This is a genomic window from uncultured Xanthomonas sp. (assembly GCF_964278005.1).
Lineage (GTDB): Bacteria > Pseudomonadota > Gammaproteobacteria > Xanthomonadales > Xanthomonadaceae > Xanthomonas_A > Xanthomonas_A sontii.
In genome coordinates, this window is sequence record NZ_CAXYKF010000020.1 from 115,683 (window position 1) to 136,844 (window position 21,162).

Annotated in this window: 18 protein-coding genes and 1 pseudogene; 12 read left to right on the forward strand and 7 right to left on the reverse strand. The window is 69.2% G+C overall.

Annotated elements, in window-relative coordinates; genetic code table 11:
* Positions 1-253: 253 nt before the first annotated feature.
* From ACHWVH_RS13235 to lepB, 6 genes and pseudogenes are all read left to right on the forward strand, one after another.
* A pseudogene (locus ACHWVH_RS13235) lies at positions 254-823 on the forward strand (cyanophycinase); the annotation flags it as partial.
* 216 nt (positions 824-1,039) lie between these two features.
* The gene (locus ACHWVH_RS13240; RefSeq protein ID WP_232764268.1) at positions 1,040-2,005 is read left to right on the forward strand and encodes an isoaspartyl peptidase/L-asparaginase family protein; all 966 of its coding nucleotides are present in this window, start codon (positions 1,040-1,042) and stop codon (positions 2,003-2,005) included.
* A 216-nt stretch (positions 2,006-2,221) separates the two neighbouring features.
* Positions 2,222-4,381: a peptidyl-dipeptidase Dcp gene (dcp, locus tag ACHWVH_RS13245; RefSeq protein WP_267110837.1), complete on the forward strand. Its 2,160-nt coding sequence runs from the start codon at positions 2,222-2,224 to the stop codon at positions 4,379-4,381.
* 103 nt (positions 4,382-4,484) lie between these two features.
* A complete protein-coding gene (locus ACHWVH_RS13250; RefSeq protein WP_295946364.1) occupies positions 4,485-4,994 on the forward strand; it encodes a hypothetical protein in 510 nt (169 codons plus the stop codon).
* Between the two features lie 146 nt (positions 4,995-5,140).
* Complete coding sequence (locus ACHWVH_RS13255; protein WP_295917947.1) at positions 5,141-5,533, forward strand: hypothetical protein; 393 nt, start codon at positions 5,141-5,143, stop codon at positions 5,531-5,533.
* 135 nt (positions 5,534-5,668) lie between these two features.
* The gene (lepB, locus tag ACHWVH_RS13260) at positions 5,669-6,298 is read left to right on the forward strand and encodes a signal peptidase I (protein ID WP_295928726.1); all 630 of its coding nucleotides are present in this window, start codon (positions 5,669-5,671) and stop codon (positions 6,296-6,298) included.
* A gap of 125 nt (positions 6,299-6,423) precedes the next feature.
* Here lepB and ACHWVH_RS13265 read toward each other — a convergent pair whose 3' ends face one another.
* The 4 genes from ACHWVH_RS13265 to ACHWVH_RS13280 form a co-directional block, all read right to left on the reverse strand.
* The gene (locus ACHWVH_RS13265) at positions 6,424-6,777 is read right to left on the reverse strand and encodes a VOC family protein (RefSeq protein ID WP_295928728.1); all 354 of its coding nucleotides are present in this window, start codon (positions 6,775-6,777) and stop codon (positions 6,424-6,426) included.
* A 188-nt stretch (positions 6,778-6,965) separates the two neighbouring features.
* A complete protein-coding gene (locus ACHWVH_RS13270) occupies positions 6,966-7,268 on the reverse strand; it encodes a TfoX/Sxy family protein (protein ID WP_226978459.1) in 303 nt (100 codons plus the stop codon).
* Positions 7,269-7,407: 139 nt separating this feature from the next.
* Positions 7,408-8,130, reverse strand: a complete 723-nt coding sequence (locus ACHWVH_RS13275; protein ID WP_394687335.1) for a helix-turn-helix domain-containing protein — start codon at positions 8,128-8,130, stop codon at positions 7,408-7,410.
* A gap of 82 nt (positions 8,131-8,212) precedes the next feature.
* The gene (locus ACHWVH_RS13280; protein WP_152182339.1) at positions 8,213-9,181 is read right to left on the reverse strand and encodes a LysR family transcriptional regulator; all 969 of its coding nucleotides are present in this window, start codon (positions 9,179-9,181) and stop codon (positions 8,213-8,215) included.
* 108 nt (positions 9,182-9,289) lie between these two features.
* On the opposite strand from ACHWVH_RS13280, the gene aceB reads away from it, so the two are divergent.
* The 4 genes from aceB to ACHWVH_RS13300 all read left to right on the forward strand — a co-directional run bounded on the left by aceB (position 9,290) and on the right by ACHWVH_RS13300 (position 16,318).
* Complete coding sequence (gene aceB / locus ACHWVH_RS13285; RefSeq protein ID WP_394687336.1) at positions 9,290-10,933, forward strand: malate synthase A; 1,644 nt, start codon at positions 9,290-9,292, stop codon at positions 10,931-10,933.
* Positions 10,934-11,077: 144 nt separating this feature from the next.
* Positions 11,078-12,373, forward strand: a complete 1,296-nt coding sequence (gene aceA / locus ACHWVH_RS13290) for an isocitrate lyase (protein WP_017908067.1) — start codon at positions 11,078-11,080, stop codon at positions 12,371-12,373.
* A 246-nt stretch (positions 12,374-12,619) separates the two neighbouring features.
* Positions 12,620-13,663, forward strand: coding sequence for a diguanylate cyclase (locus ACHWVH_RS13295; RefSeq protein WP_017908068.1), 1,044 nt, complete (start codon positions 12,620-12,622; stop codon positions 13,661-13,663).
* A gap of 27 nt (positions 13,664-13,690) precedes the next feature.
* Positions 13,691-16,318 carry a putative peptide modification system cyclase gene (locus tag ACHWVH_RS13300; protein ID WP_394687337.1) on the forward strand — a complete coding sequence of 876 codons (2,628 nt, stop codon included), beginning with the start codon at positions 13,691-13,693 and terminating at the stop codon, positions 16,316-16,318.
* Here the strand turns inward: ACHWVH_RS13300 and ACHWVH_RS13305 are convergent.
* The gene (locus tag ACHWVH_RS13305) at positions 16,270-16,593 is read right to left on the reverse strand and encodes an NHLP-related RiPP peptide (RefSeq protein ID WP_026144210.1); all 324 of its coding nucleotides are present in this window, start codon (positions 16,591-16,593) and stop codon (positions 16,270-16,272) included. The two genes, ACHWVH_RS13300 and ACHWVH_RS13305, sit on opposite strands and share 49 nt — an antisense overlap.
* A gap of 173 nt (positions 16,594-16,766) precedes the next feature.
* Between ACHWVH_RS13305 and ACHWVH_RS13310 the strand changes: the two genes are divergently transcribed.
* Entirely contained in the window at positions 16,767-17,954 is a 1,188-nt protein-coding gene (locus tag ACHWVH_RS13310) for a putative peptide maturation dehydrogenase (protein WP_394687338.1), read from the forward strand.
* 18 nt (positions 17,955-17,972) lie between these two features.
* Here the strand turns inward: ACHWVH_RS13310 and ACHWVH_RS13315 are convergent, their stop codons facing one another.
* Both ACHWVH_RS13315 and ACHWVH_RS13320 read right to left on the reverse strand, forming a co-directional pair.
* Positions 17,973-18,479: a cupin gene (locus ACHWVH_RS13315; protein ID WP_394687339.1), complete on the reverse strand. Its 507-nt coding sequence runs from the start codon at positions 18,477-18,479 to the stop codon at positions 17,973-17,975.
* A gap of 139 nt (positions 18,480-18,618) precedes the next feature.
* Complete coding sequence (locus ACHWVH_RS13320; RefSeq protein ID WP_394687340.1) at positions 18,619-20,241, reverse strand: SulP family inorganic anion transporter; 1,623 nt, start codon at positions 20,239-20,241, stop codon at positions 18,619-18,621.
* 299 nt (positions 20,242-20,540) lie between these two features.
* On the opposite strand from ACHWVH_RS13320, the gene ACHWVH_RS13325 reads away from it, so the two are divergent.
* Positions 20,541-20,972: a hypothetical protein gene (locus ACHWVH_RS13325; RefSeq protein ID WP_017911874.1), complete on the forward strand. Its 432-nt coding sequence runs from the start codon at positions 20,541-20,543 to the stop codon at positions 20,970-20,972.
* Positions 20,973-21,162 lie beyond the last annotated feature (190 nt).

Below are 21,162 nucleotides of genomic sequence, written 5' to 3' on the forward strand. Positions count from 1 at the left end.
CCCCTCTCAGCAACGAGCCGCACGCTCGCCTGCCCGCCCCGTTCCCGAGGAGATCCGCATGACCCGTTCCGTCGGCATGTTCCGGCCCTGGATGTCGCTGCTGCTGGGCCTGTGCCTGGCCACGCCCGCCGTCGCGCGCGATTACCGCCAGTACCTGGTCGGCGATCCGGCCGCGCCCACACCCGGCCCGGTGTCGCCCGGCCTGCTGCTGATGGGGGGCGGCGACCGCAACTACGACGCGCTGCGCTGGTTCATGGCCAAGGCCGGGCACGGCCACGTGGTGGTGCTGCGCGCCTCGCAGGCCAACGAGGTGGGCGAGGAGTTCTACCGCAAGGTCGGCGGCGTGGCCTCGGTCGAGACGTTCGTGTTCAGCGGCCGCGGCGCCTCCAGCGATCCGGCGCTGCTGCGCGCGCTGGCCCGCGCCGACGGCATCTTCATCGCCGGCGGCGACCAGTCGCGCTACGTGCGCTACTGGAAGAACACCCCGGTGGCCGACGCGCTGGACGCGCACGTGCGCGCCGGCAAGCCGCTGGGCGGCACCAGCGCCGGCCTGGCGATGCTGGGCGAGTACCTGTACGGCTCGATGGACGGCGGCAGCATCACCAGCCCGGCGGCGCTGGCCGATCCGCTGGGGCCGGCGGTCACCATCGAGACCGACTTCCTGCACCTGGACCTGCTCAAGCGGGTCATCACCGATACCCACTTCCGCGAGCGCGACCGCCTCGGCCGCCTGTTCGCGTTCCGCGCCAAGGCCGCCACGCTGGCGCCCAAGGGGGAACCGCTGATCGGCCTGGGCGTGGACGAGAGCGCCGCGCTGGCGGTGGAGGGCGACGGTACCGCGCGCGTCTATGCCACCGATCCGCAGGCCGTGGCCACCGTGGTCGCCGGGCCGCTGCAACCGCCCACCCCGGCCGGGCAGCCGCTGCAGGCCGCCCGCATCGAGACCGTCGGGGTCGGCCCCGGTTCCACCCTGCACCTGCCCGACGGCCGCGTCGAGGCGCCGGTGTTCCACCGCTACTACGCGGTGCAGGACGGGCGCATGCGCGAAATTCCCGCCACCACCCTGGTGATCCATGGCGGCGCCGGCGTCGAGCGCGCCAGCAGCAGCCCGGCCGACCTGGCCGAGGCGCGCGCGGCCATGGAGAAGGCGCTGCGCACCGGGCAGGCGCTGCTGGCGCAGGGCAAGCCGGCGGTGGATGCGGTCGCCGCGGCGATCACCGTGCTGGAGGACTCGCCGCAGTTCAACGCCGGCAAGGGCGCGGTGTTCACCCACGACGGCCGCAACGAACTGGACGCGGCGATTATGGACGGCCGCACCGGCAAGGCCGGCGCGGTGGCCGGCGTGCACCGGGTCAAGAACCCGATCGAACTGGCGCGTGCGGTGATGGACCAGTCCGAGCACGTGATGCTGGTCGGCGATGGCGCCGAGGTCTTCGCAAAGCAGCACGGGATCACCCTGGTCGCGCCGTCCTACTTCCGCACCGAGAAGCGCTGGCAGCAACTGCAGCAGGCGCTGAAGGAAGAGGCCAACAAGCAGGCGCACGCCGATCTGGAGACCGCCAAGCACTTCGGCACGGTCGGTGCGCTGGCGCTGGACCTGCAGGGCAACCTGGCCGCCGGCACCTCCACCGGCGGCATGACCAACAAGCGCTACGGCCGCGTCGGCGACTCGCCGATCATCGGCGCCGGCACCTTCGCCGACAGCCGCTGCGCGGTGTCCGGCACCGGCTGGGGCGAGTTCTACATCCGCGCGGTGGCCGCCTACGACATCTGCGCGCGGGTGAAGTACGCCGGACAGAGCCTGGCACAGGCCGCCGACGCGGTGATCGACAAGCAGATCCCCAAGGCCGGCGGCGACGGCGGTGCGATCGCGCTGGGCGCCGACGGCAGCGTGGCCTTCCCGTTCAACACCGAGGGCATGTACCGCGGCTGGATCGGCGCCGACGGCGTGCCGCACGTGGCCATCTTCAAGGACGAGGCGTTGCCGCTGCCCGGCGGGCAGTGAGCCTCGCGCGCCGGCGCTCCCTGCGGGGCGCCGGCCGTGCAACGCGTCGCGTGGCCGGCACCGTGATCGGGGCGCTGGCGCCATGCCTGCGCCCGGCCATCTGTACGCCGGCTGGCTGCCGCGCCGGGCCGAGCCAATGGCACATGCCGCTGCCATGCAAACCCGGTAACGTGGGCGGCTGTCTTGGCCCCAAGGTCCTCCCAGGAGTTCCACCTCATGTCGCGTAACGTCGTTCTGGCCGCCGCCATCAGCCTGGCGCTGGCTGCCTGTTCCGGTAAGGAGTCCACCCCCGTGCCCGCCGCCCCCGCTGCTCCGGCCGCCGCGCAGCCTGCCGCCGCCGCCAACCCGCTGCTGACCCCCAGCACGCTGCCGTTCCAGGCGCCGCCGTTCGACAAGATCAAGGACAGCGACTACCTGCCGGCCTTCGAAGAGGGCATGAAGCAGCACCTGGCCGAGATCCGCAAGATCGCCGACAACCCGGAACCGGCCACCTTCGCCAACACCCTGGAAGCGATGGAGCGCAGCGGCGAGACCCTGACCCGCGTGTCGCGCATCTTCTTCGGTCTGGTCCAGGCCGACACCAACGATGCCCGCCAGAAGATCCAGGAAGAGATCGCGCCCAAGCTGGCCGCGCACCAGGACGAGATCAGCCTGGACCCGAAGCTGTTCGCGCGCATCAAGAGCCTGTACGACCAGCGCGACACGCTGAACCTGGACCCGGAGCAGAAGCGCCTGGTCGAGTACGAATACCAGGAGTTCGTGCGTGCCGGCGCGCAGCTGTCCGACGCCGACAAGGCCACCCTGCGCAAGCTCAACGTCGAAGAGACCACCCTGGCCACGCAGTTCCACACCAAGCTGGTCGCGGCCACCGCCGCCGGTGCGGTGGTGGTGGACGACAAGGCCAAGCTCGACGGCCTGTCCGACGGCGACATCGCCTCGGCCGCGCAGGACGCCACCGCGCGCAAGCTCGACGGCAAGTACCTGCTGGCCCTGCAGAACACCACCCAGCAGCCGGTGCTGGCCTCGCTGAAGGACCGCGACCTGCGTCAGCAGGTGATGGCCGCCTCGCAGTCGCGCGCCGAGAAGGGCGATGCCAACGACACCCGCCAGACCGTGCAGCGCCTGGCCCAGCTGCGCGCGCAGAAGGCCAAGCTGCTCGGCTTCGACAGCTACGCCGCCTACAGCCTCAGCGACCAGATGGCCAAGACCCCGGCCGCGGCGCTGAAGCTGCTCACCGACACCGTGCCCGCCGCCACCGCCAAGGCGCGCAGCGAGGCCGCGGAAATGCAGAAGGTGATCGACGCGCAGAAGGGCGGCTTCAAGCTCACCGCCGCCGATTGGGACTTCTACGCCGAGCAGGTGCGCAAGGCCAAGTACGACCTCGACGAAGCGCAGATCAAGCCGTACTTCGAACTGGACAACGTGCTGCAGAACGGCGTCTTCTACGCCGCCAACCAGCTGTACGGCCTCACCTTCAAGGAACGCACCGACATCCCCACCTACCACGACGGGATGAAGGTCTATGAAGTGTTCGACAAGGACGGCAAGTCGCTGGCGCTGTTCTACACCGACTACTTCAAGCGCGACAGCAAGTCCGGCGGCGCCTGGATGGACGAGTTCGTCGGCCAGAACGGCCTGACCGGCACCAAGCCGGTGGTCTACAACGTCTGCAACTTCACCAAGCCCGCCCCGGGCCAGCCGGCGCTGTTGAGCTTCGACGACGTCACCACCATGTTCCACGAGTTCGGCCATGCGCTGCATGGCATGTTCTCCAACGTGAAGTACCCGACCCTGGCCGGCACCGCCACCTCGCGCGACTTCGTCGAGTTCCCGTCGCAGTTCAACGAGCACTGGGCGTCGGATCCGAAGGTGTTCGCGCACTACGCCAAGCACTACCAGACCGGCGAAGCGATGCCGGCCGACCTGGTGGAGAAGATCAAGAAGTCGCGCACCTTCAACCAGGGCTACGCCACCACCGAGTACCTGTCGGCGGCGCTGCTCGACCTGTCCTGGCACACCCTGCCGGCCGACGCGCCGCTGCAGGACGTGGACAAGTACGAGGCCGACTCGCTGAAGAAGTACAAGGTGGACCTGGCCGAAGTGCCGCCGCGCTACCGCACCACCTATTTCGACCACATCTGGGGCGGCGGCTACTCGGCCGGCTACTACGCCTACTTCTGGTCGGAAGTGCTCGACGACGACGCGTTCCAGTGGTTCAAGGAGCACGGCGGCCTGACCCGCGCCAACGGCGACATCTTCCGCGCCAAGATCCTCTCGCGCGGCAACACCGTCGACCTGGCCACCCTGTACCGCGACTTCCGCGGCAAGGACCCCAGCGTCGAGCCGCTGCTGGAAAACCGCGGTCTGAAGAACTGATCGGCGCTGCGCCGATCGGGTGTGTCGAGAACGGGATGGCCTTGCGGCCATCCCGTTTTTTGTTGGGGTGTCCGGATACTCCATCCACCACAAGGAGATGCTCATGAAGGGAAGCTGGATTGTCGGTATGGCGCTGCTGGGCGCCTGTTTTGCGGTGTCTGCCGCAGGGCGGTTGGACATCCGACTGGAACACGCGCAAGCAGGCAGCAAGCGCGCGGGCGCAGCGGTCATCACGATCACCCTGGTCAATGCGGGCGATCAGCCGATCGCGGTGCCGGATGCCGATATCCCCGAGGTGAACCGCGACGGGCGACTGCAAGCGAATGTGTTACGAGTGCTGCAGGAGGACGGAAGCGCTGTGGCCTACCGCGGCATCTACGTGAGCCAGCTGCCGGGTTCGAGGCCCGACGTGATCCTGGGTCCGGGCGAGTCGAAATCTGCGACGGTGGATCTGTCCCGGAACTACGGGATCGTCCCTGGACGCCGCTATTTGGTGGCTGTGCAGCCGTTGTTGCGGTACCGCGAACTTCCGGCGACCACCGCCGCGAATGTTTCCGATCAGGTGGGTTCCCTCAAGGCCGCTACGTCCAACCGCATCGAGGTCATGCCGTAGGCATCGGCCGACGGCGTGACCGCCGTTCATTTTGCTTGCACGCTGACGCGCGCTGCGGCCGGGGGAAGGGCGCCCTGGTAACGTGTCTCGACAGGGCGGCATGATCGCTGCTGATTTATCCATCTGACGCATGGGAGTATCGAAGCATGATGTTTGCCATGGCGCTCCTGGTGGGCGCGGCGACGGGGCCGGCGCATTTCAGCGCATCGCGGCCGCAAAGCTTCTCCAACGTCTGTCGCATCGAGGAAGAGGGGGAGTTGCTGGGGACGACGCTATGGATCCTGCCTGCCGTCGATGGCACTCGGCTGTTGATCCAGCGCTACGAGGGCGGGCCGTTGACCCCGTCCTTGTTCTCGACGCATGCCGAAGACGAAACGCTCGTGGTGTATTCGGAGCGGAACGAGCCGCTTTATGCAGTGCGTCGCGACGGGAAAGGCGCGCGGATCACGTATCTCAATGGCGAACAAGGGAGGGATGGCGGAAACGAGGAACGTCTGCCTCCCGTCGTCACAGTGGGTGAGTTTCCAGACTGCAAATGAGTTGCCGTCTGCATGGTGTCGGCAGGCGTCTGTGCCGGGCGGCGCCATGCCTTTCGTCACTGGCCCCGCGAGCCGCCAAGCGCGCACTGTCGCGATGGCACGACCCGTGCCGCCCTCGCTCGCCACAGGTGCCCCATGACCCACGCCGATCCGCACGCCACCCGCCTGCAGCGCGCCGCGCGCTGGAGCCGCAAGGAACTGCTGCCGATGGTGGTGATGCTGTTGCTGCTCACCGCCGCGCGGTCGTCCTTCGCCAATCACTATGTGGTGCCCTCCGGCTCGATGCAGCCGACGCTGCAGCCCGGCGATCGCGTCGCCGTGGACATGAGCGCTTACGGGCTGCGCGTGCCGTTCACCGAGTACCGCGTGTTCGAACGCGGCCGGCCGCAGCGCGGCGATGTGGCGGTGTTCGATTCGCCGCACGACGGCACCCGCCTGATCAAGCGCGTGGTGGCGGTGGCGGGCGATCGCGTCGACGTGCGCGACGGCCATCTCGCCATCAACGGCCAGCCGCTGCAGGTGGGCGCGGCGGGCGATGCCGAGCGCTTCGGCGCGCGCATCGCGCGGCTGGATCTGGACGCGGGCGGCGGCCCGGATCTGCACGACGTGCGGGTGCCGCCCGGCGAACTGCTGGTCATGGGCGATCATCGCGGCGACAGTTTCGATGGCCGCTATTTCGGCTTCGTCGATGCCGACAGCGTCTACGGCAAGGCGCTGGCGGTGTTCTACCGCCGCGGCGAGGGATTCGAGTGGGCGCGGCTGTAGGGCACCGCGCGCAATGACGCGACCTGATCCGTAGGAACGGCTTCAGCCGCGACAGGCGTTACCGGGAGTGCCCGTCACGACTGAAGCCGCTCCTGCGGAGGCAACCTGCTGGTGCCGCGGTGCCGTCAGAAGCCCTCGCACCACACCGCCAGTTCGTAGCCGTCGCGGTCGGCGAAGTGGAAGCGGCGCCCGCCTGGGAAGTCGAACACCGGGCGCACGATGCGGCCCCCGGCGGCTTCGATGCGGGCCTGGGTCGCGGCGAGATCGTGGGAGTACAGCACCACCAGGGCGCCGCCGGGTTGCGGCGTGCCGTGGAAGAAGCCGCCGCTCAGGCGGCCGTCGCGGAATTCGCAGTAGTCCGGGCCGTAGTCCTGGAAGGTCCAGTCGAAGGCCTGGCAGTAGAAGGCCTTTGCCGCGGCGATCGAGGCGACGGCGAATTCCAGATAGTCGATGCGGTGATGCTGCTCGGCGCGGGACATGGGCGGCTCCTGTGGAAGAGCCGCCAGTATCCATCGCCGGGGCGGCGCCGGCTTGGCGAAAACGGCCAGCATGCGTGCCGCCGTTGGCGAGCGGCGGCGTCCTGCTTCGGTCGAGCGACACGCCGGTTTCCTGCAGCGACGTCGCGCCGACGCCGCGCGCGGCCGGCCTGGGAAGGCCGGCACTGCGCTCACTTCGGCGGCAGCGTGCGCACGAAGGCGGTTGCCTCGCGCAGCAGGCGCGCGGCGAGCGCGTCGTCGGCGAAGGTCTCTGGCGCGACCCTGATCCAGCCCGCCATGGCCCGGCCGCGCGACAGCATCGGCACGATGCCGGGGATCGCCAACGCCCATCCGTCGTTACCCTTGCCGAGCCGCACTAGCACGCCGTCGTCGCGTGCGCCGCACAGCAGGTGGCCGTGCACCAGCCAGGCCCAGCCGCCGAACATCGCTTTCTCGGTCAGGCCCGGCCGCGCTTGGAGCACGTCGCGCAGCATGTGTTCCAAGCCTGGATCTCTGGCCATGTATCACCTCGGGTCCGCGTCTGTCGGCACGGTAACAAACGGTGCCACACGAGGCTTCAGGGACGATGCCGTGGCGGCGCCGTCGCGCTGCGTGGCGACGTCGCAGGCCAAGTCAGCGCGCGTGCCGCTGCACCAGCTCGCGCGGGCTCAGGCCGGTCAGTTGCCGGCTGTCGCGCACCAGGTGCGGGGCGTCGCCGTAGCCGGCCTCCAGCGCCGCCGCGGTCAGGCTGGGATGCTGGCGCGCCAGACCCAGGAAGCGCTGCAGGCGCAGGATGCGCTCCAGGGTCTTGGCGCCGTAGCCGAACGCCTCGTGGCTGCGCCGGCGCAGCGTGCGTTCGCTGACGCCCAGCGCGGCTGTCAATGCGGCCAGCCGCGGCGGCGTCGCGCCGGCGAGTTGCGCGAACAGCCAGGCCATCGCGCTGTCGGCCTGCAGCGGGCGGCTGGCGCACAGCGCGTGCAAGGCCGCCAGCGGATCGGCGGCATCCTCCAGCCATGCCTGCCAGTCGCGGCCGCGGACGCCCCACAGCGCGTCCAGCGGCACGCGCTGGTCGGCGATGGCCTGCAGCGGTACACCGAGCAGGCTGGCGCCGGCCCCTGCCGCCAGGCGCACGCCGCTGAGCACACTGCCAGGCGCCAACGTGGCGTCAGTGGCGCGGCGATCCGGTCCGGCGACGAACAACGCGCGGCCGTCCCAGATCAGGTCGACGCAGCCATCGGGCAGCACCTGTGTCGCGGCGGTGTCGGCCTGACCCTGGCGGAAACGCCAACTGCAGCGCAGGCGATCGCGCAACGCCGGTGGTGCGTCGGCTTCGGCGTAGCGGGAGGGCAGGGACACGGGCGGTCGGTGGTGTGCAGCGGGCGTGCCGCCACGGTAGCAGAGCCCGGTGGTGCCGCTGCGGAGCGCGGGTGTGGCGTTTCTACCGCTCCGACGGCCCGCTCTCGTCGTAGCCGCGCGGGGTGAACAGGTCCGGCTGGATCAGCTCGATGAAGGCGCGCGCCTGCGGCGACAGGTACTTGCCCTTGCGCACCACCACGCCGTAGCTGCGCGCCGGGAAGTAATCGCCCAGGGCGCGGGTGGCCAGGCGCGCGCGGTCGGCGTCGGTGAGGCAGATCGAACTGACGATGGACACGCCCATGCCCATCGCCACGTACTGCTTGATCACTTCCCAGCCGCCGACCTCCAGCGCCACGGTGTAGGGCACGCGCGCCTGCTGGAACACCAGGTCGACCAGGCGGTAGGTGACCTGGCGCCGCGGCGGCAGGATCAGTGGGTACGGCGACAGGTCCTCCAGGGTCAGCCTCGGCTTGCGTGCCAGCGGGTGGTCGGGCGGGGCGATCAGCAACTGTTCGAAGCGGTACACCGGGGCGTAGCTGAGGTCGGCGGGGACGTCGAGCATGGAGCCGACCGCCAGGTCCACCGCGTCCTCGCGCAGCAGGTCGGTGCCGTCGGCGCTGATCGCGTTGTGCAGGGTCAGCCGCACCTGCGGGTGGCGTGCACGGAAGGCCTCCACGATCTTCGGCAGCAGGTAGAGGATGGTGGAGCTGTTGGCGGCGACATTGAGCTCGCCGGCGTCCAGTCCGCGCGCCTTCTCGCGGAAATCCGCCTCCAGCCGGTCCAGGCTCTCCACCAGCGGCTGCGCCATCTCGTACAGCAACTGGCCCTCGCGGCTGGGCACCAGGCGCCGGCCGCTGCGCTCGAACAGCACCACGCCCAGTTCGCGTTCCAGCGCCTGCAACTGCAGGGTCACCGCCGGCTGGCTGACGAACAAGGCCTCCGCGGCCCGCGACACCGCCCCCAGCCGCACCGTCTGGCAAAACGCGCGCAACGGCTTGAGCCGGTCGGATTTGTAAGGAAATCGCGGGGTTGCGGCGCTGCCCGTGGCCATGACGTGATAGATATAAGGCTTACTTATATAAAGCATTGACAAAACTGCTTTGTCAAATACATGCGTCGGCAGCACGGTGGAGCCCCGGAAACATCGAGGAATCCCCACATGTCCGCCCCCGCTTTCGCTGCCGCTCCCGACCCGTCCACGCGCTCCACGCCGGGGATCGCCCTGACCGCCTCGCTGGCCGGCCAGGACGCCTTGCTGCCGCCGCCGCTGCTGGCCCTGCTGGTGTCACTGCACCGGGCGATCGAGCCGGAGCGGCAGGCGCGGCTGGCCGCGCGGCGCGAGCGCCAGGCGTTCTTCGACGCCGGCGGCCTGCCGGACTTCCGCGACGACACCCGCGCGATCCGCGACGGCGACTGGCAGGTGGCGCCGCTGCCCGAGGCGCTGCAGGACCGCCGGGTCGAGATCACCGGCCCGACCGATCCGAAGATGGTCATCAATGCGCTGAACTCCGGCGCCAAGGTGTACATGGCCGACTTCGAGGATTCGACCGCGCCGACCTGGCGCAACCTGGTCGCCGGCCAGCGCGCGCTGGCCGAGGCGGTGGCCGGGACCCTGACCTTCACCGCGCCGGCCGCGCGCGACGGCAGCCCGGGCAAGCGCTATACGTTGCGGCCCTACGAGGAGCAGGCGGTGCTGATCGTGCGCCCGCGCGGCTGGCACCTGGACGAGAAGCACGTGCTGGTCGATGGCCAGCCGCTGGCCGGCGGCCTGTTCGATGCGGCGCTGTTCGCCTTCCACAACGGTCGCGCGCTGCAGGCCAAGGACCGCGGTCCTTATCTGTACCTGCCCAAACTGCAGTCGATGGAGGAAGCGGCGCTGTGGGAGACCGCGCTGGCCCACATCGAGGACATGCTCGGCCTGCCGCAGGGCCAGATCAAGGTCACCGTGCTGATCGAGACGCTGCCGGCGGTGTTCGAGATGGACGAGATCCTGCATGCGCTGCGCGGACGCATCGTCGGCCTGAACTGCGGCCGCTGGGACTACATCTTTTCCTACCTGAAGACCTTCCGCCGGCATCCGGACCGGGTGCTGCCCGAGCGCGGCCAGGTGACCATGACCCAGCCGTTCCTGAAGGCCTACTCGGAACTGCTGATCCGCACCTGCCACCGCCGTGGCGCGCATGCGATGGGCGGCATGGCCGCGCAGATCCCGATCGGCCACGACGAGGCGGCCAACGAGCAGGCGATGGCGCGGGTGCGCGCGGACAAGCTGCGCGAGGTCACCGCCGGCCACGACGGCACCTGGGTGGCGCACCCGGCGCTGATCCCGATCGCCCGCGCCGTGTTCGACGAGCACATGCGCACGCCGAACCAGCACGCGGTGCGCCGCGAGGACGTGCAGGCCGACCGCGACACGTTGATCGCCCCGTCCACCGGCACCATCACCCGCGCCGGCTTCGAGGGCAACATCGAAGTGTGCGTGCGCTACCTGGCGGCGTGGCTGGACGGCAACGGCTGCGTGCCGATCCACCACCTGATGGAGGACGCCGCCACCGCCGAGATCAGCCGCAGCCAGTTGTGGCAGTGGCTGCACGTGGGCGGCCTGCACCTGGACGACGGCACCGCCATCGACTTCGCCCTGTTCGACGCCTGCCTGCGGCAGTTGCCGGCACGGCTGGGCGAGCGCGCGCTGCTGCCAGGCGGGGCGCGCGTGGACGAGGCCATCGCGCTGCTGGATCGGCTGACGCGCGACGAGGCGTTGGCCGACTTCCTCACCTTGCCGGCCTATCAGTTGATCGATTGATGGGAAGCCGGGAATGGGGATTCGGGCATGGGGAATCGTGAAAGCGGTCTCCCTGCATCGGATTCCTTCCGTGGCTGCCAACGCTGTCTATCCGACCACACCCCCACCGTTTCATCGCTGCATCCATTTCGAGGAGAACGCCAGATGAGCACCACGCTGCAGACCGCCGAACAGATCCAGCGCGACTGGGACACCGATCCGCGCTGGGCCGGGATCACCCGCAACTACACCGCCGCCGACGTGGTGCGCCTGCGCGGCACGGTGCATGTGGAGCACTCGCTGGCCCGGCTCGGCGCCGAGAAGCTGTGGAAGTACCTGCACGAAAAGGACTTCGTCAACGCGCTGGGCGCGCTGACCGGCAACCAGGCGATGCAGCAGGTCAAGGCCGGGCTCAACGCCATCTACCTGTCCGGCTGGCAGGTCGCCGCCGACGCCAACCTGGCAGGGCAGATGTACCCGGACCAGTCGCTGTACCCGGCCGACTCGGTGCCGGCGGTGGTCAAGCGCATCAACAACACCCTGCTGCGCGCCGACCAGTTGCACCACGCCGAGGGCAAGGACGAGATCGACTTCCTGCAGCCGATCGTGGCCGATGCCGAGGCCGGCTTCGGCGGCGTGCTCAATGCCTTCGAGTTGATGAAGGCGATGATCGAGGCCGGCGCGGCCGGCGTGCACTTCGAGGACCAGCTGGCCTCGGTGAAGAAGTGCGGGCACATGGGCGGCAAGGTGCTGGTGCCGACCCGCGAGGCGATCGAGAAGTTGAACGCCGCGCGCCTGGCCGCCGACGTGATGGGCGTGCCGACGCTGCTGGTGGCGCGTACCGACGCCGAGGCCGCCGACCTGGTGACCAGCGACATCGACCCCAACGATCGCCCGTTCACCACCGGCGAGCGCACGGTCGAGGGCTTCTTCCGCACCCACAAGGGCCTGGACCAGGCGATCAGCCGCGGCCTGGCGTACGCGCCCTACGCCGACCTGATCTGGTGCGAGACCGGCAAGCCGGACCTGGAGTTCGCGCGCAAGTTCGCCGAGGCCATCCACGCCAAGTTCCCCGGCAAGCTGCTGGCCTACAACTGCTCGCCCAGCTTCAACTGGAAGAAGAACCTGGACGACGCCACCATCGCGAAGTTCCAGCGCGAGATCGCCAGCTACGGCTACAAGTTCCAGTTCATCACCCTGGCCGGCTTCCATGCGCTGAACTACTCGATGTTCAACCTGGCGCACGGCTACGCGCGCCGGCAGATGAGCGCCTTCGTCGAACTGCAGGAGGCCGAGTTCGCCGCCGCCGACCGCGGCTTCACCGCGGTCAAGCACCAGCGCGAGGTCGGCACCGGCTACTTCGATGCGGTGACCCAGGCGATCCAGCAGGGCCAGTCCTCGACCACCGCGCTGAAGGGCTCGACCGAGGAAGAGCAGTTCCATGGCGAGAAAGCGGCCTGACCTGCAGCCAGGCGCGCCGATCGATCGCCCCTCCCTGGCAGGAGGTGGGAAGCCCGGGTTCGCCCGGGCTTTTTTTTGCGCTGCCGTCGGCGGAACGGCGCTGTCTACCGCGTGCGACAGATCGCCGCAGCGGCGGCTTGCGGTGTCTCTTGCAGGGGCGAGATTGCCTGTGAAACGTATCGTGAGCGCGGCGTGTAGGTGCTATGCTCCGCGGACAGGGCCAGCGACGTCACATTAGGGGGCCGGATGAGCTGCGACAGCGCCGCATCCACCGCACGCGGCACAATTTCCAACGCTGCGGTCGCTCCGAAGCCGAACGAGCTGGCGGTGCTGACCGCCGCAGAATTGCGTCTGTTTTCCGAGTTCGGTCGCGCCCGGACGGTGCGCGCCGGCGACGTGCTGTTCCGCCGCGGCGACGGCGGCAGCGCGATGTTCGTGATCACCAGCGGCGTGATCGATCTGGATTTCGGCGAGGACCTGGTGGTCAAGCATCTGGGCCATGGCGAGTTCTTCGGCGAGCTGGGCCTGCTGATCGGCAACCACATGCGTAGCGCCGACGCGCTCGCCGCCAGCGACGGCGCCCTGGTGGAACTGGACCACGACGACTTCCAGCGCCTGGTCGAGCGCGACCCGGGCGTGGTCGCCTACTTCCTGCGCCGCACGATCATGCGCGTGGTGATGAACGAGCAGACCCTGATCCGTCAGCTGCGTCGGCGCAACCGCGACCTGGAAGCGGCGCTGGACAACCTCTACGCCACCACCCACCAGCTCAGCCAGACCGAGGAACTGGTGCGGACCGACGAACTGACCGGCCTGCACAACCGCCGCGGACTGATCCTGCGCCTGCAGGAGTGTCGCCGCGATGGCCGCTCGCCCGGCCCGGGCCTGCTGCTGATCGACTGCGACCGCTTCAAGCACATCAACGATGCCCACGGCCACCTGGTCGGCGATCGCGTGCTGCAGAACGTCGCCAACATCCTGCGCTCGGTGGCCGGGCCGGACGACACGGCGTGCCGCCTGGGCGGCGACGAGTTCTGCCTGCTGGTGGCCGCCGGCACGGTCGAGGACCTGCGCCGCATCGGCGAGTTCGTGCTCGCCACCGTGCAGAACCTGCTGGGCGTGCCGCACCCTGCGCCGCACATCTGCCCGGTCAGCATCGGCATCAGCCGGGTGGATCCGCATTCGGACTGGAACGACTGGTACGCCAACGCCGACGCGGCGCTGTACGAAGCCAAGCGCCAGGGCGGCAACCGCCTGTACTGGCACGACCTCGCCTCCGCCCCCTGCTGAGTCACCGCGTCCCGCCGAGCCGCCGCCATGACCGATGCCACCGCACCGCAACCCGAGGTCCCGCAGCTTCGTACCCTGCTGCTGACCGACCTGTGCGATTCGGTGGCGCTGGTGGAAAAGCTCGGCGACGCCAATGCGGCCGACCTGTTCAAGCGGCACGATTCGCTGGTGCTGGAGTTGCAGCAGCGTTGGCGTGGCCGCCTGATCGACCGCTCCGATGGCCTGCTGTTGCTGTTCGAACGACCCATCGACGGCCTTGGTTTCGCCCTGGACTACAGCCGCGGCCTGCATGCGCTGGGCGCGTCGCGCGCGCTGGACCTGAAGGTGCGCGCCGGCCTGCATGTGGGCGAAGTGCTGACCTGGCGCAACAGCGACGCCGCCGTGCAGGTGGGCGCCAAGCCGTTGGAAGTGGAAGGCCTGGCCAAGCCGACCGCGGCGCGGCTGATGACCCTGGCCCGGCCCGGGCAGATTCTGCTGTCGGCGGTGGCCGAGTCGCTGACCCACCGCGCCGCGCGCGAGCTGGGCGAACGCGGCGAGCGCCTGCTGTGGAAATCGCACGGCCGCTGGCGCTTCAAGGGCGTGCCGACCCCGCTGGAGATCTACGAAGTCGGCGAGATCGGCCACACCCCGCTGCGCGCGCCCAAGCCCACGCCCAAGGCCTGGCGCGACATCCCGTTGTGGCGGCGGCCGGCGGCGCTGGCGGCGGAAGCGGCGCTGATCGCCGCGTTCGCGGTCGGCGCCTGGTTCGTCACCCGCCCGCAGCCGGCCATCGCCTTCGCCGAACGCGACTGGGTGGTGGTGGGGGATTTGCGCAATCTGACCGGCGACGTCGCACTGGACGACTCCCTGCAGCAGGCCTTCCGCATCAGCCTGGAGCAGTCGCGCTACGTCAATGTGCTCAGTGATCTGAAGGTGCGCGACACGCTCACGCGGATGCGCCGCGATCCGGAGCACACGCCGCTCGATCGCGCCACGGCCTCGGAGATCGCGCAGCGCGACGGCGCGCGCGCCGTGCTGCTGGCCACGGTGTCAGAGGTCGGCGGGCGGGTGCGGGTGAGCGCGGAGGTGGTCGATCCGCGGACGCAGGCGACCGTCTATGCCGAGTCCCGCGACGGCCGCGGCGCTGGCTCGGTGCTGGCGTCCATCGACGCGGTGACCGCATCGCTGCGCGAGCAGTTGGGCGAAGGCGAGGAGGTCATCAGGAAGAATTCGCCTCCGCTGCCCAGCGTCACCACCAGCAGCCTGGACGCTTTGAAGGCGTATGCGATCGCGATGAAGTACTTCACCCGGCGCGATTTCCGATCCGCCGATCAGTACTTCGTCAAGGCGGCGGAGATCGACAAGGACTTCGCGCTGGCCTACATGGGATCGATGCGGGTCGAGATCTCCACCGCCAACAATCGCGCGGCGTTGCAGTATCTGGCCAAGGCCATGGCCCTGCGCGACCACCTGTCCGAGCGCGATGCACTGTACCTGGACGCGTGGGCGAGCGAACTCGGCCCACATCCGTGGCGGCAGGCCAAGCAGAAGTGGAAGATGCTGTCGGAACTGTATCCGGACTACTACGCCGGCGCGGCGCAGTTCGCGTGGGACGAGTTCACCGAGGGCAATTACGCTTCAGCCGAGCATAGCGTGCAGAAGTTCGCGGTGCCGCAGAATCCGCTGCGCGACGTGGCGGTGGAACTGCAGGGTCGCATCTACCTGGCGCAGGGCCGGTATGGCGACGCGCTGAACGCCTTCAAGCAGGCCGAGGAACTTGGCGGCTATCCGGCGACCCGGCGCCATGCTGCGGCGTTCGCGGCGATGAAAGACTATCCGGCGGCTGGCAGGATCATGGCGGCGCTGGCGGCATCGGGCTCGGCATTGACCGACCGCTTCGAACAGATTTCCATTCCGCTGGACCAGGGCCGCTTGGGCGATGCCGCCGCCGCCGCGCGGGCCGCCGTAGCGGCGTCGGCGGATGCGGAGCCGGTGATCCGCTATCCCTTGCAGATCGCGCAGCAGGCGGTCGCCTTCGTTACCGATCCGCGGACGGTGGACAGGGCCTTGTTGGCGCGAATTGCCGGCGAAGCGCTGGAGCGCGCGGTCCACGGTGACGCCGGCGATCGCGACGACCTGATCATCGTGGCGATGTCGGCGATCCGCCTGGCGCAGCGCAGCGGCGACCGAACGCTGTACGACGCGCACGCCGCGCAGCTCGCGTCCCTGGTCGCGGAGTCGGGCTTTCCGCCGATGACCAAGCTGCTGTCCTTGCTGCAGGCGCAACAGCTCGTCGACAGCGGAACTCCCGCGCGTGCGGTCGCTCTGTTACGCGAGCAGATCGATGGCAGGGAGCCGTACCAGCTTCACGTCAGCCTGCGCGATGCCTTGCTCGCGGCCGGCGAGAAGAAGCAGGCCATGGCCGAAAACGACTGGTTGGTCGCGCGTCGTGGGCTGGCGTACATCGAACCGATCGGTGGGCTGGTGCTGCAAGCGATGAATGTCGCCGACGCGAACCTGGCGGTGGTGAGTACCACGGAAATCCTGGCCAGCCTTGGCCAGACCGACCAGGCGCGGCAGAAGGCGGAAACCTTCCGACGCGCCTGGGCGGGACAAGCGCTACCGAACTATCTGGCGGTCAGGCTGGCGACGACGGAACCCGCCTCGAAACAGTGAACGACCGTGTGCGTACCCTCGGCGGTGAGGTAGGCCAGCAGCAACTCCAGGGCTTCTTGGATTTCTTCCTTGCTCGCCAGGTCCGACGTGCACAGGCAGGTCGGCTCCTCCAGCGCGGCGGCGACGCGTTGCTCGGAAAGGCCCAAACTACGCAGCGCCGCGCCCGGATCCTGCGCGAACAGCGCGCGGAAGTCGTCGTCGGTGGACAGAAGCGTGAGCAATTGCTGGGCGGTGGCGAGATCGAAGGGCGGATGCCCCTGCGGCTGATCGGTCATGATGTGGTCCCCTGTTGCGATAGCGGTGGACATGCGATGCACGCATGGTGGAGGTGCGGTTGCCACGGGTGCTCGCAGGAACGACCGGGGCCGCGACGGTATCCTAGCAGTCCAGCATCTCTCCAATGTGGCCAATCGATGCAGCGCTCACACACAGCGGAAACGAGGGATTCATGCGCCTGAGGCGCTGCGCCGTGCTGTTCGTCGAAGCGAGGGAAAGCGTGGCGTTCGACCTGGCCAGCCTGCTGCGGGGCGGTGCGGGCCTGCGTCGCCGGCGGGCCTGGGTCGCCCTGGCGCCGCACCTGGACGGCGAGCTCGAACTGGACGCGGCCGACCTGCCGTTGCTCGGCCAGGTCAGTCCAACGGAATGGGTCGAGCGCGCACAACTGGTTGACCATGCCGATGATGCGATCGAGCGGGCGCTCGAGCGCGGCCTGCTGATCGGCGACGACGCAGGTTCTGCGGCGTTTCGCGAACGCGACGAGGCATTGCGGTCCGCGCATTGGTGGCCGGCCGCCGCAGTGGCGCACTGGGCGAGCCGTTGGCAGGGCATCGATGGGGTGACCGCGATGGAGCGCAACGGCATGGTGTCCGCCCCCGATCTGCGCCGCAAGCTGGGGGCGCCACCGCCCGAAGTGCAGGAGGTCGATTCCAGTCTCGCCAGGATTCCGCTGCCGCGGCTGGACGACGGCGCGTTCGAAGCCATGCTTGCGCGTCGCGTCACCTGCCGCAACTACGACGTTGCGCGCATGCTGCCGAATGCGCTGTTCCTGCGGATGTTGCAGCGCGTGCTGATGGCGCGGGCGACGCTGCGTGTCCAGGACGACACGGTCTTCCTGAAGAAGAACGTGCCGTCCGCCGGCGGACTGCATCCGACCGAAGCCTATCTGCTGGTGCGCCGGGTGGAGGGAGTCGAACCGGGTCTTTATCACTACCACCCTGTGGACCACGCGTTGGCGCCGTTATCGTGCCCGGGGCCGGACATCGACGCGTTCGCACGGCTGGCGCTGGCCGGGCAGCACTGGTTCGCCGATGCCCACGTGCTGGTGCTGCTGGCGCCGCGATTCAACCGGACGTTCTGGAAGTATCGCCAGCACGCCAAGGCTTATCGCGCACTGACCCTGGACGTCGGCCACATCTCGCAGGCGCTGTACTTCTCGGCGACCGATCTGGGGTTGGGCGCGTTCGTCACCTCCGCCATCAATGATGTCGATCTCGGCAAGGCGCTGGACCTGGATCCGATGCGCCAGAGCGTCATGGCGATCTGCGGCTTCGGCTGGCGCTCCGAGCACGCAGCGACGACCGAGTTCGATCCGGCGTGCGATGTCTGGGCGGCGGGGCCGACTTCGAGGCAAGCATGATCCCGTGCGACGACGCAGTCAGTCGACGTCGACTGGTCTCTTCCAATGCTTCAGCAACGGCCCCTCCGCCCCGAGCAATGGATCGCTGCTTGGAAAAGGCACATTGGCGATCCGTTGCAGCATCTCGGCTGTAGGCGCTTCCCGGCAGATATCCCAATCCTGCCCGTCGGGATAGGCGCCGACGACCATGAAGTCGGCGCTGGCCGACAGCCGGCAATGGCCGGTGCCGGCCGGCAGCAGCAGGGCGTCGCCGGCCGCGAGCGCGACCTCGATGCCGCCGGGGCCGCCGAGCAGCACGCGGGCGCTGCCGCGGGCGACGCCGAGCACTTCGTGCGCGGTGGAATGGTAGTGGTGATAGTCGTAGATGCCGTCGCGCCATTGCGGCGGCCAGCCGTGCGCGGCGAAGCGGCGTTCGAAGCCGTCGGCGTCGATGGTGCCCACGCACTGCCGGTAGTGCAGCACCGGCAGGAACGGATGGTTGGGCACCCAGTCGTGTGGCGGCAGTTGCCAGTGGTCCAGTGACATCGGCGGATCTCCTGCATGGCCGTTAGCAGTTCGATGCTAATCGGCCGATGTCGTCGCCATGTCGGCACGCGGGACGGCGCGCGGCGTGACCGCGCGCTGCGCCGTGCCGCCGTGCCGACACGATCGTCCCGGCCGGGCCTCAATGCAGCGGAACGCTTTCCACATCGTCGCGCTGGTGCCTGCCCAGGCGCCCGACCATCGCCGCACTGTCCGGGTTCAGTCCCAGCACCTGGACCTGCGCGCCGTGGCGGCGGAATTTCATCACCACCTGGTCCAGCGCGCCGATGGCGCTGATGTCCCAGACGTGCGCGTCGCTCAGATCCAGGGTGACCCGTGCCGGCGCGTGGGCGAAGTCGAAGGCACCGGCGAAGCCGCCGGCCGAGGCGAAGAACAGTTGGCCGCGGATGCGGTAGGTGTGGCCGCCATCGGCGTCCTCGCTGCGCGCGATGTGCAGCATGCGCCCGACCTTGCGCGCGAAGAACAGCGCCGACAGCAGCACGCCGGTGAGCACGCCGCGCGCCAGGTCGTGGGTGGCCACGGTCACCGCGACGGTGCCGAGCATCACCACGCTGGAGCTGGTCGGATGGGTGCGCAACTGCGCCAGCGAGCGCCAGCTGAACGTGCCCACCGAGACCATGATCATCACCGCCACCAGTGCGGCCATCGGGATCTGCCGCACCCAGGCGCCGGCGAACACCACCAGCAGCAACAGCACGCTGCCGGCGACCAGCGCGGACAGGCGGCCGCGCCCGCCGGACTTCACGTTGATCACCGATTGCCCGATCATCGCGCAGCCGGCCATGCCGCCGAACAGGCCGCTGACGATGTTGGCCATGCCCTGGCCCACGCATTCGCGGTTCTTGTCGCTGGGCGTGTCGGTCATGTCGTCGACGATCTGTGCGGTCATCATCGACTCGAGCAGGCCGACCACGGCCATCGTCGCCGATACCGGGAACACGATCCACAGCGTTTCCAGCGTCCACGGCACGGCCGGCAGCAGCAGGCTGGGGAGGCGATCGGGCAGTTGTCCCTTGTCGCCGACGGTGGGCACGTGGATGCCGAAGTACAGTGCCAGCCCGGTCAGCAGCACGATCGCCACCAACGGCGGCGGCACGGCCAGGCCGCGCGTCCAGCGGTGCCCGAACAGCAGCGCCGCGGCGCCACCCACGGCGACCGGCAGCAGCATCCACGGCGCCATGCTGCCTGCGGTCAAGGCGGCGCCCAGCACCAGCAACCACAGGCCGATGCCGGGAAAGCTGCGCCGCGACAGCCAGGGCAGGCCGTAGATCAGCAGCAGACCCAGCGCGACCAGCGGGTAGACCGGGACGGGCACGCCGATCAGTTCGGGCAGTTGTGCCATGAAGATCAGGATCGCCAGCGCATTGACGAAGCCGGTGATCACCGAGCGCGAGACGAAGCGCATCAGCGCGCCGAGCTTGAACAGCCCGGCCAGGATCTGCAGCACGCCGGTCAGCAGCGTGGCCGCGAGCAGATAGGGCACGCCGTGCTCTTTGACCAGGCCGATCATCAGCAGCGCCATCGCGCCGGTGGCGGCGGAAATCATGCCGGGGCGCCCGCCGGCGAAGGCGATGGTCACGCAGATGCAGAAGGCGGCATAGAGGCCGATCTTGGGATCGACGCCGGCGATGATCGAGAACGCGATCGCCTCGGGAATCAGCGCCAATGCCACGACCAGGCCGGCGAGCACGTCGCCACGGAGATTGCCGCACCAGGACTGGCGCAGGGAAGAGGAAAACTTCAAGGTAAACGCTCCCGACACCGCCCTGTCGCAGGGCAGCGCTCGCTGTATGCAATGGAAAACCAACAACCTGCGGCCTGCCGTCGAGGCGGGCCGATGCAAGCTGCGGGTGTCAGGGTGGCGTCATGGGAAGCGCGTAGTGAGAGAGCGGCGCGAGCAGGCGCGCGGCCAGTATACGCGATGGCTGCCGCCGCGCCCGCTGTGACCGCCTGTACGCTGCCGCTGCCGCCGCACGACTCACGTTGCGCTCACTTTCGCCGCGCAGAATGTGCGGATCGCAATGCCGTATCGTGGAGTCGGCCATGCAGGATCTTCGCATCGATCATGTCGATGGCGCCTTGTCCGCCCTGGACCAGGCCGACCCGCAGTACAAGGCCGCGCTGTGGCAATGGGCGTGCCTGGAAATGCTGCACGAGACGCTCACTGCCATGCACCAGCTCTCGCACCGCGCCGGCGTGGCCGAACTGGTCGCCGACGCCTGGCTGGCCCCGGTCGACGTCATCGCCCCGGAGCAGCCCTTCCTGGAGCGCGCCGCGCTGGCCGATCCGCGCGTGCAGGCCTTCGCACTGGCGCTGAATGCGGCGGCATCGCGTCAGTCGCGCGCCGACTTGTGGCGCAGCGGCTATGCCAGCGCGGTGCAGGCCACCTTGCAGGGCATGCAGGCGCTGGCCGGCAAGCACCGGATCGATGCGCGGTTGCCCGCGCACCACGCGGCGGCGACGGCTGCCGCCTGAGCGCGGCGCCGGGCGCAGCCTGCACGCGCTGCCGCGCGTTCTGGCGATCCCGATGACGCGGCCCGTTTTCTGTTTGCACTGACGTGCTGCGCGCGCTGCGTCTGCTTTGTTGCAAACGCCAGGCGCATCGCCGAGTGGCGATGCGGTTGCCCGGGTGCAGCCGATGCGTGTACTCGCGCGATGACACACG

Coding starts and splice junctions, on each gene's coding strand:
- ACHWVH_RS13240 (WP_232764268.1), top strand. CDS start 1,040: ATGCGCGAAATTCCCGCCACCACCCTGGTGATCCATGGCGGCGCCGGC.
- aceA (WP_017908067.1), top strand. CDS start 11,078: ATGAGCACCACGCTGCAGACCGCCGAACAGATCCAGCGCGACTGGGAC.
- ACHWVH_RS13270 (WP_226978459.1), bottom strand. CDS start 7,268: ATGCTGCGCGACGTGCTCCAAGCGCGGCCGGGCCTGACCGAGAAAGCG.
- ACHWVH_RS13280 (WP_152182339.1), bottom strand. CDS start 9,181: ATGGCCACGGGCAGCGCCGCAACCCCGCGATTTCCTTACAAATCCGAC.
- ACHWVH_RS13300 (WP_394687337.1), top strand. CDS start 13,691: ATGACCGATGCCACCGCACCGCAACCCGAGGTCCCGCAGCTTCGTACC.
- ACHWVH_RS13315 (WP_394687339.1), bottom strand. CDS start 18,479: ATGTCACTGGACCACTGGCAACTGCCGCCACACGACTGGGTGCCCAAC.
- ACHWVH_RS13325 (WP_017911874.1), top strand. CDS start 20,541: ATGCAGGATCTTCGCATCGATCATGTCGATGGCGCCTTGTCCGCCCTG.
- ACHWVH_RS13255 (WP_295917947.1), top strand. CDS start 5,141: ATGATGTTTGCCATGGCGCTCCTGGTGGGCGCGGCGACGGGGCCGGCG.
- ACHWVH_RS13295 (WP_017908068.1), top strand. CDS start 12,620: ATGAGCTGCGACAGCGCCGCATCCACCGCACGCGGCACAATTTCCAAC.
- ACHWVH_RS13310 (WP_394687338.1), top strand. CDS start 16,767: ATGCGCCTGAGGCGCTGCGCCGTGCTGTTCGTCGAAGCGAGGGAAAGC.
- dcp (WP_267110837.1), top strand. CDS start 2,222: ATGTCGCGTAACGTCGTTCTGGCCGCCGCCATCAGCCTGGCGCTGGCT.
- lepB (WP_295928726.1), top strand. CDS start 5,669: ATGACCCACGCCGATCCGCACGCCACCCGCCTGCAGCGCGCCGCGCGC.
- ACHWVH_RS13305 (WP_026144210.1), bottom strand. CDS start 16,593: ATGACCGATCAGCCGCAGGGGCATCCGCCCTTCGATCTCGCCACCGCC.
- ACHWVH_RS13250 (WP_295946364.1), top strand. CDS start 4,485: ATGAAGGGAAGCTGGATTGTCGGTATGGCGCTGCTGGGCGCCTGTTTT.
- ACHWVH_RS13265 (WP_295928728.1), bottom strand. CDS start 6,777: ATGTCCCGCGCCGAGCAGCATCACCGCATCGACTATCTGGAATTCGCC.
- aceB (WP_394687336.1), top strand. CDS start 9,290: ATGTCCGCCCCCGCTTTCGCTGCCGCTCCCGACCCGTCCACGCGCTCC.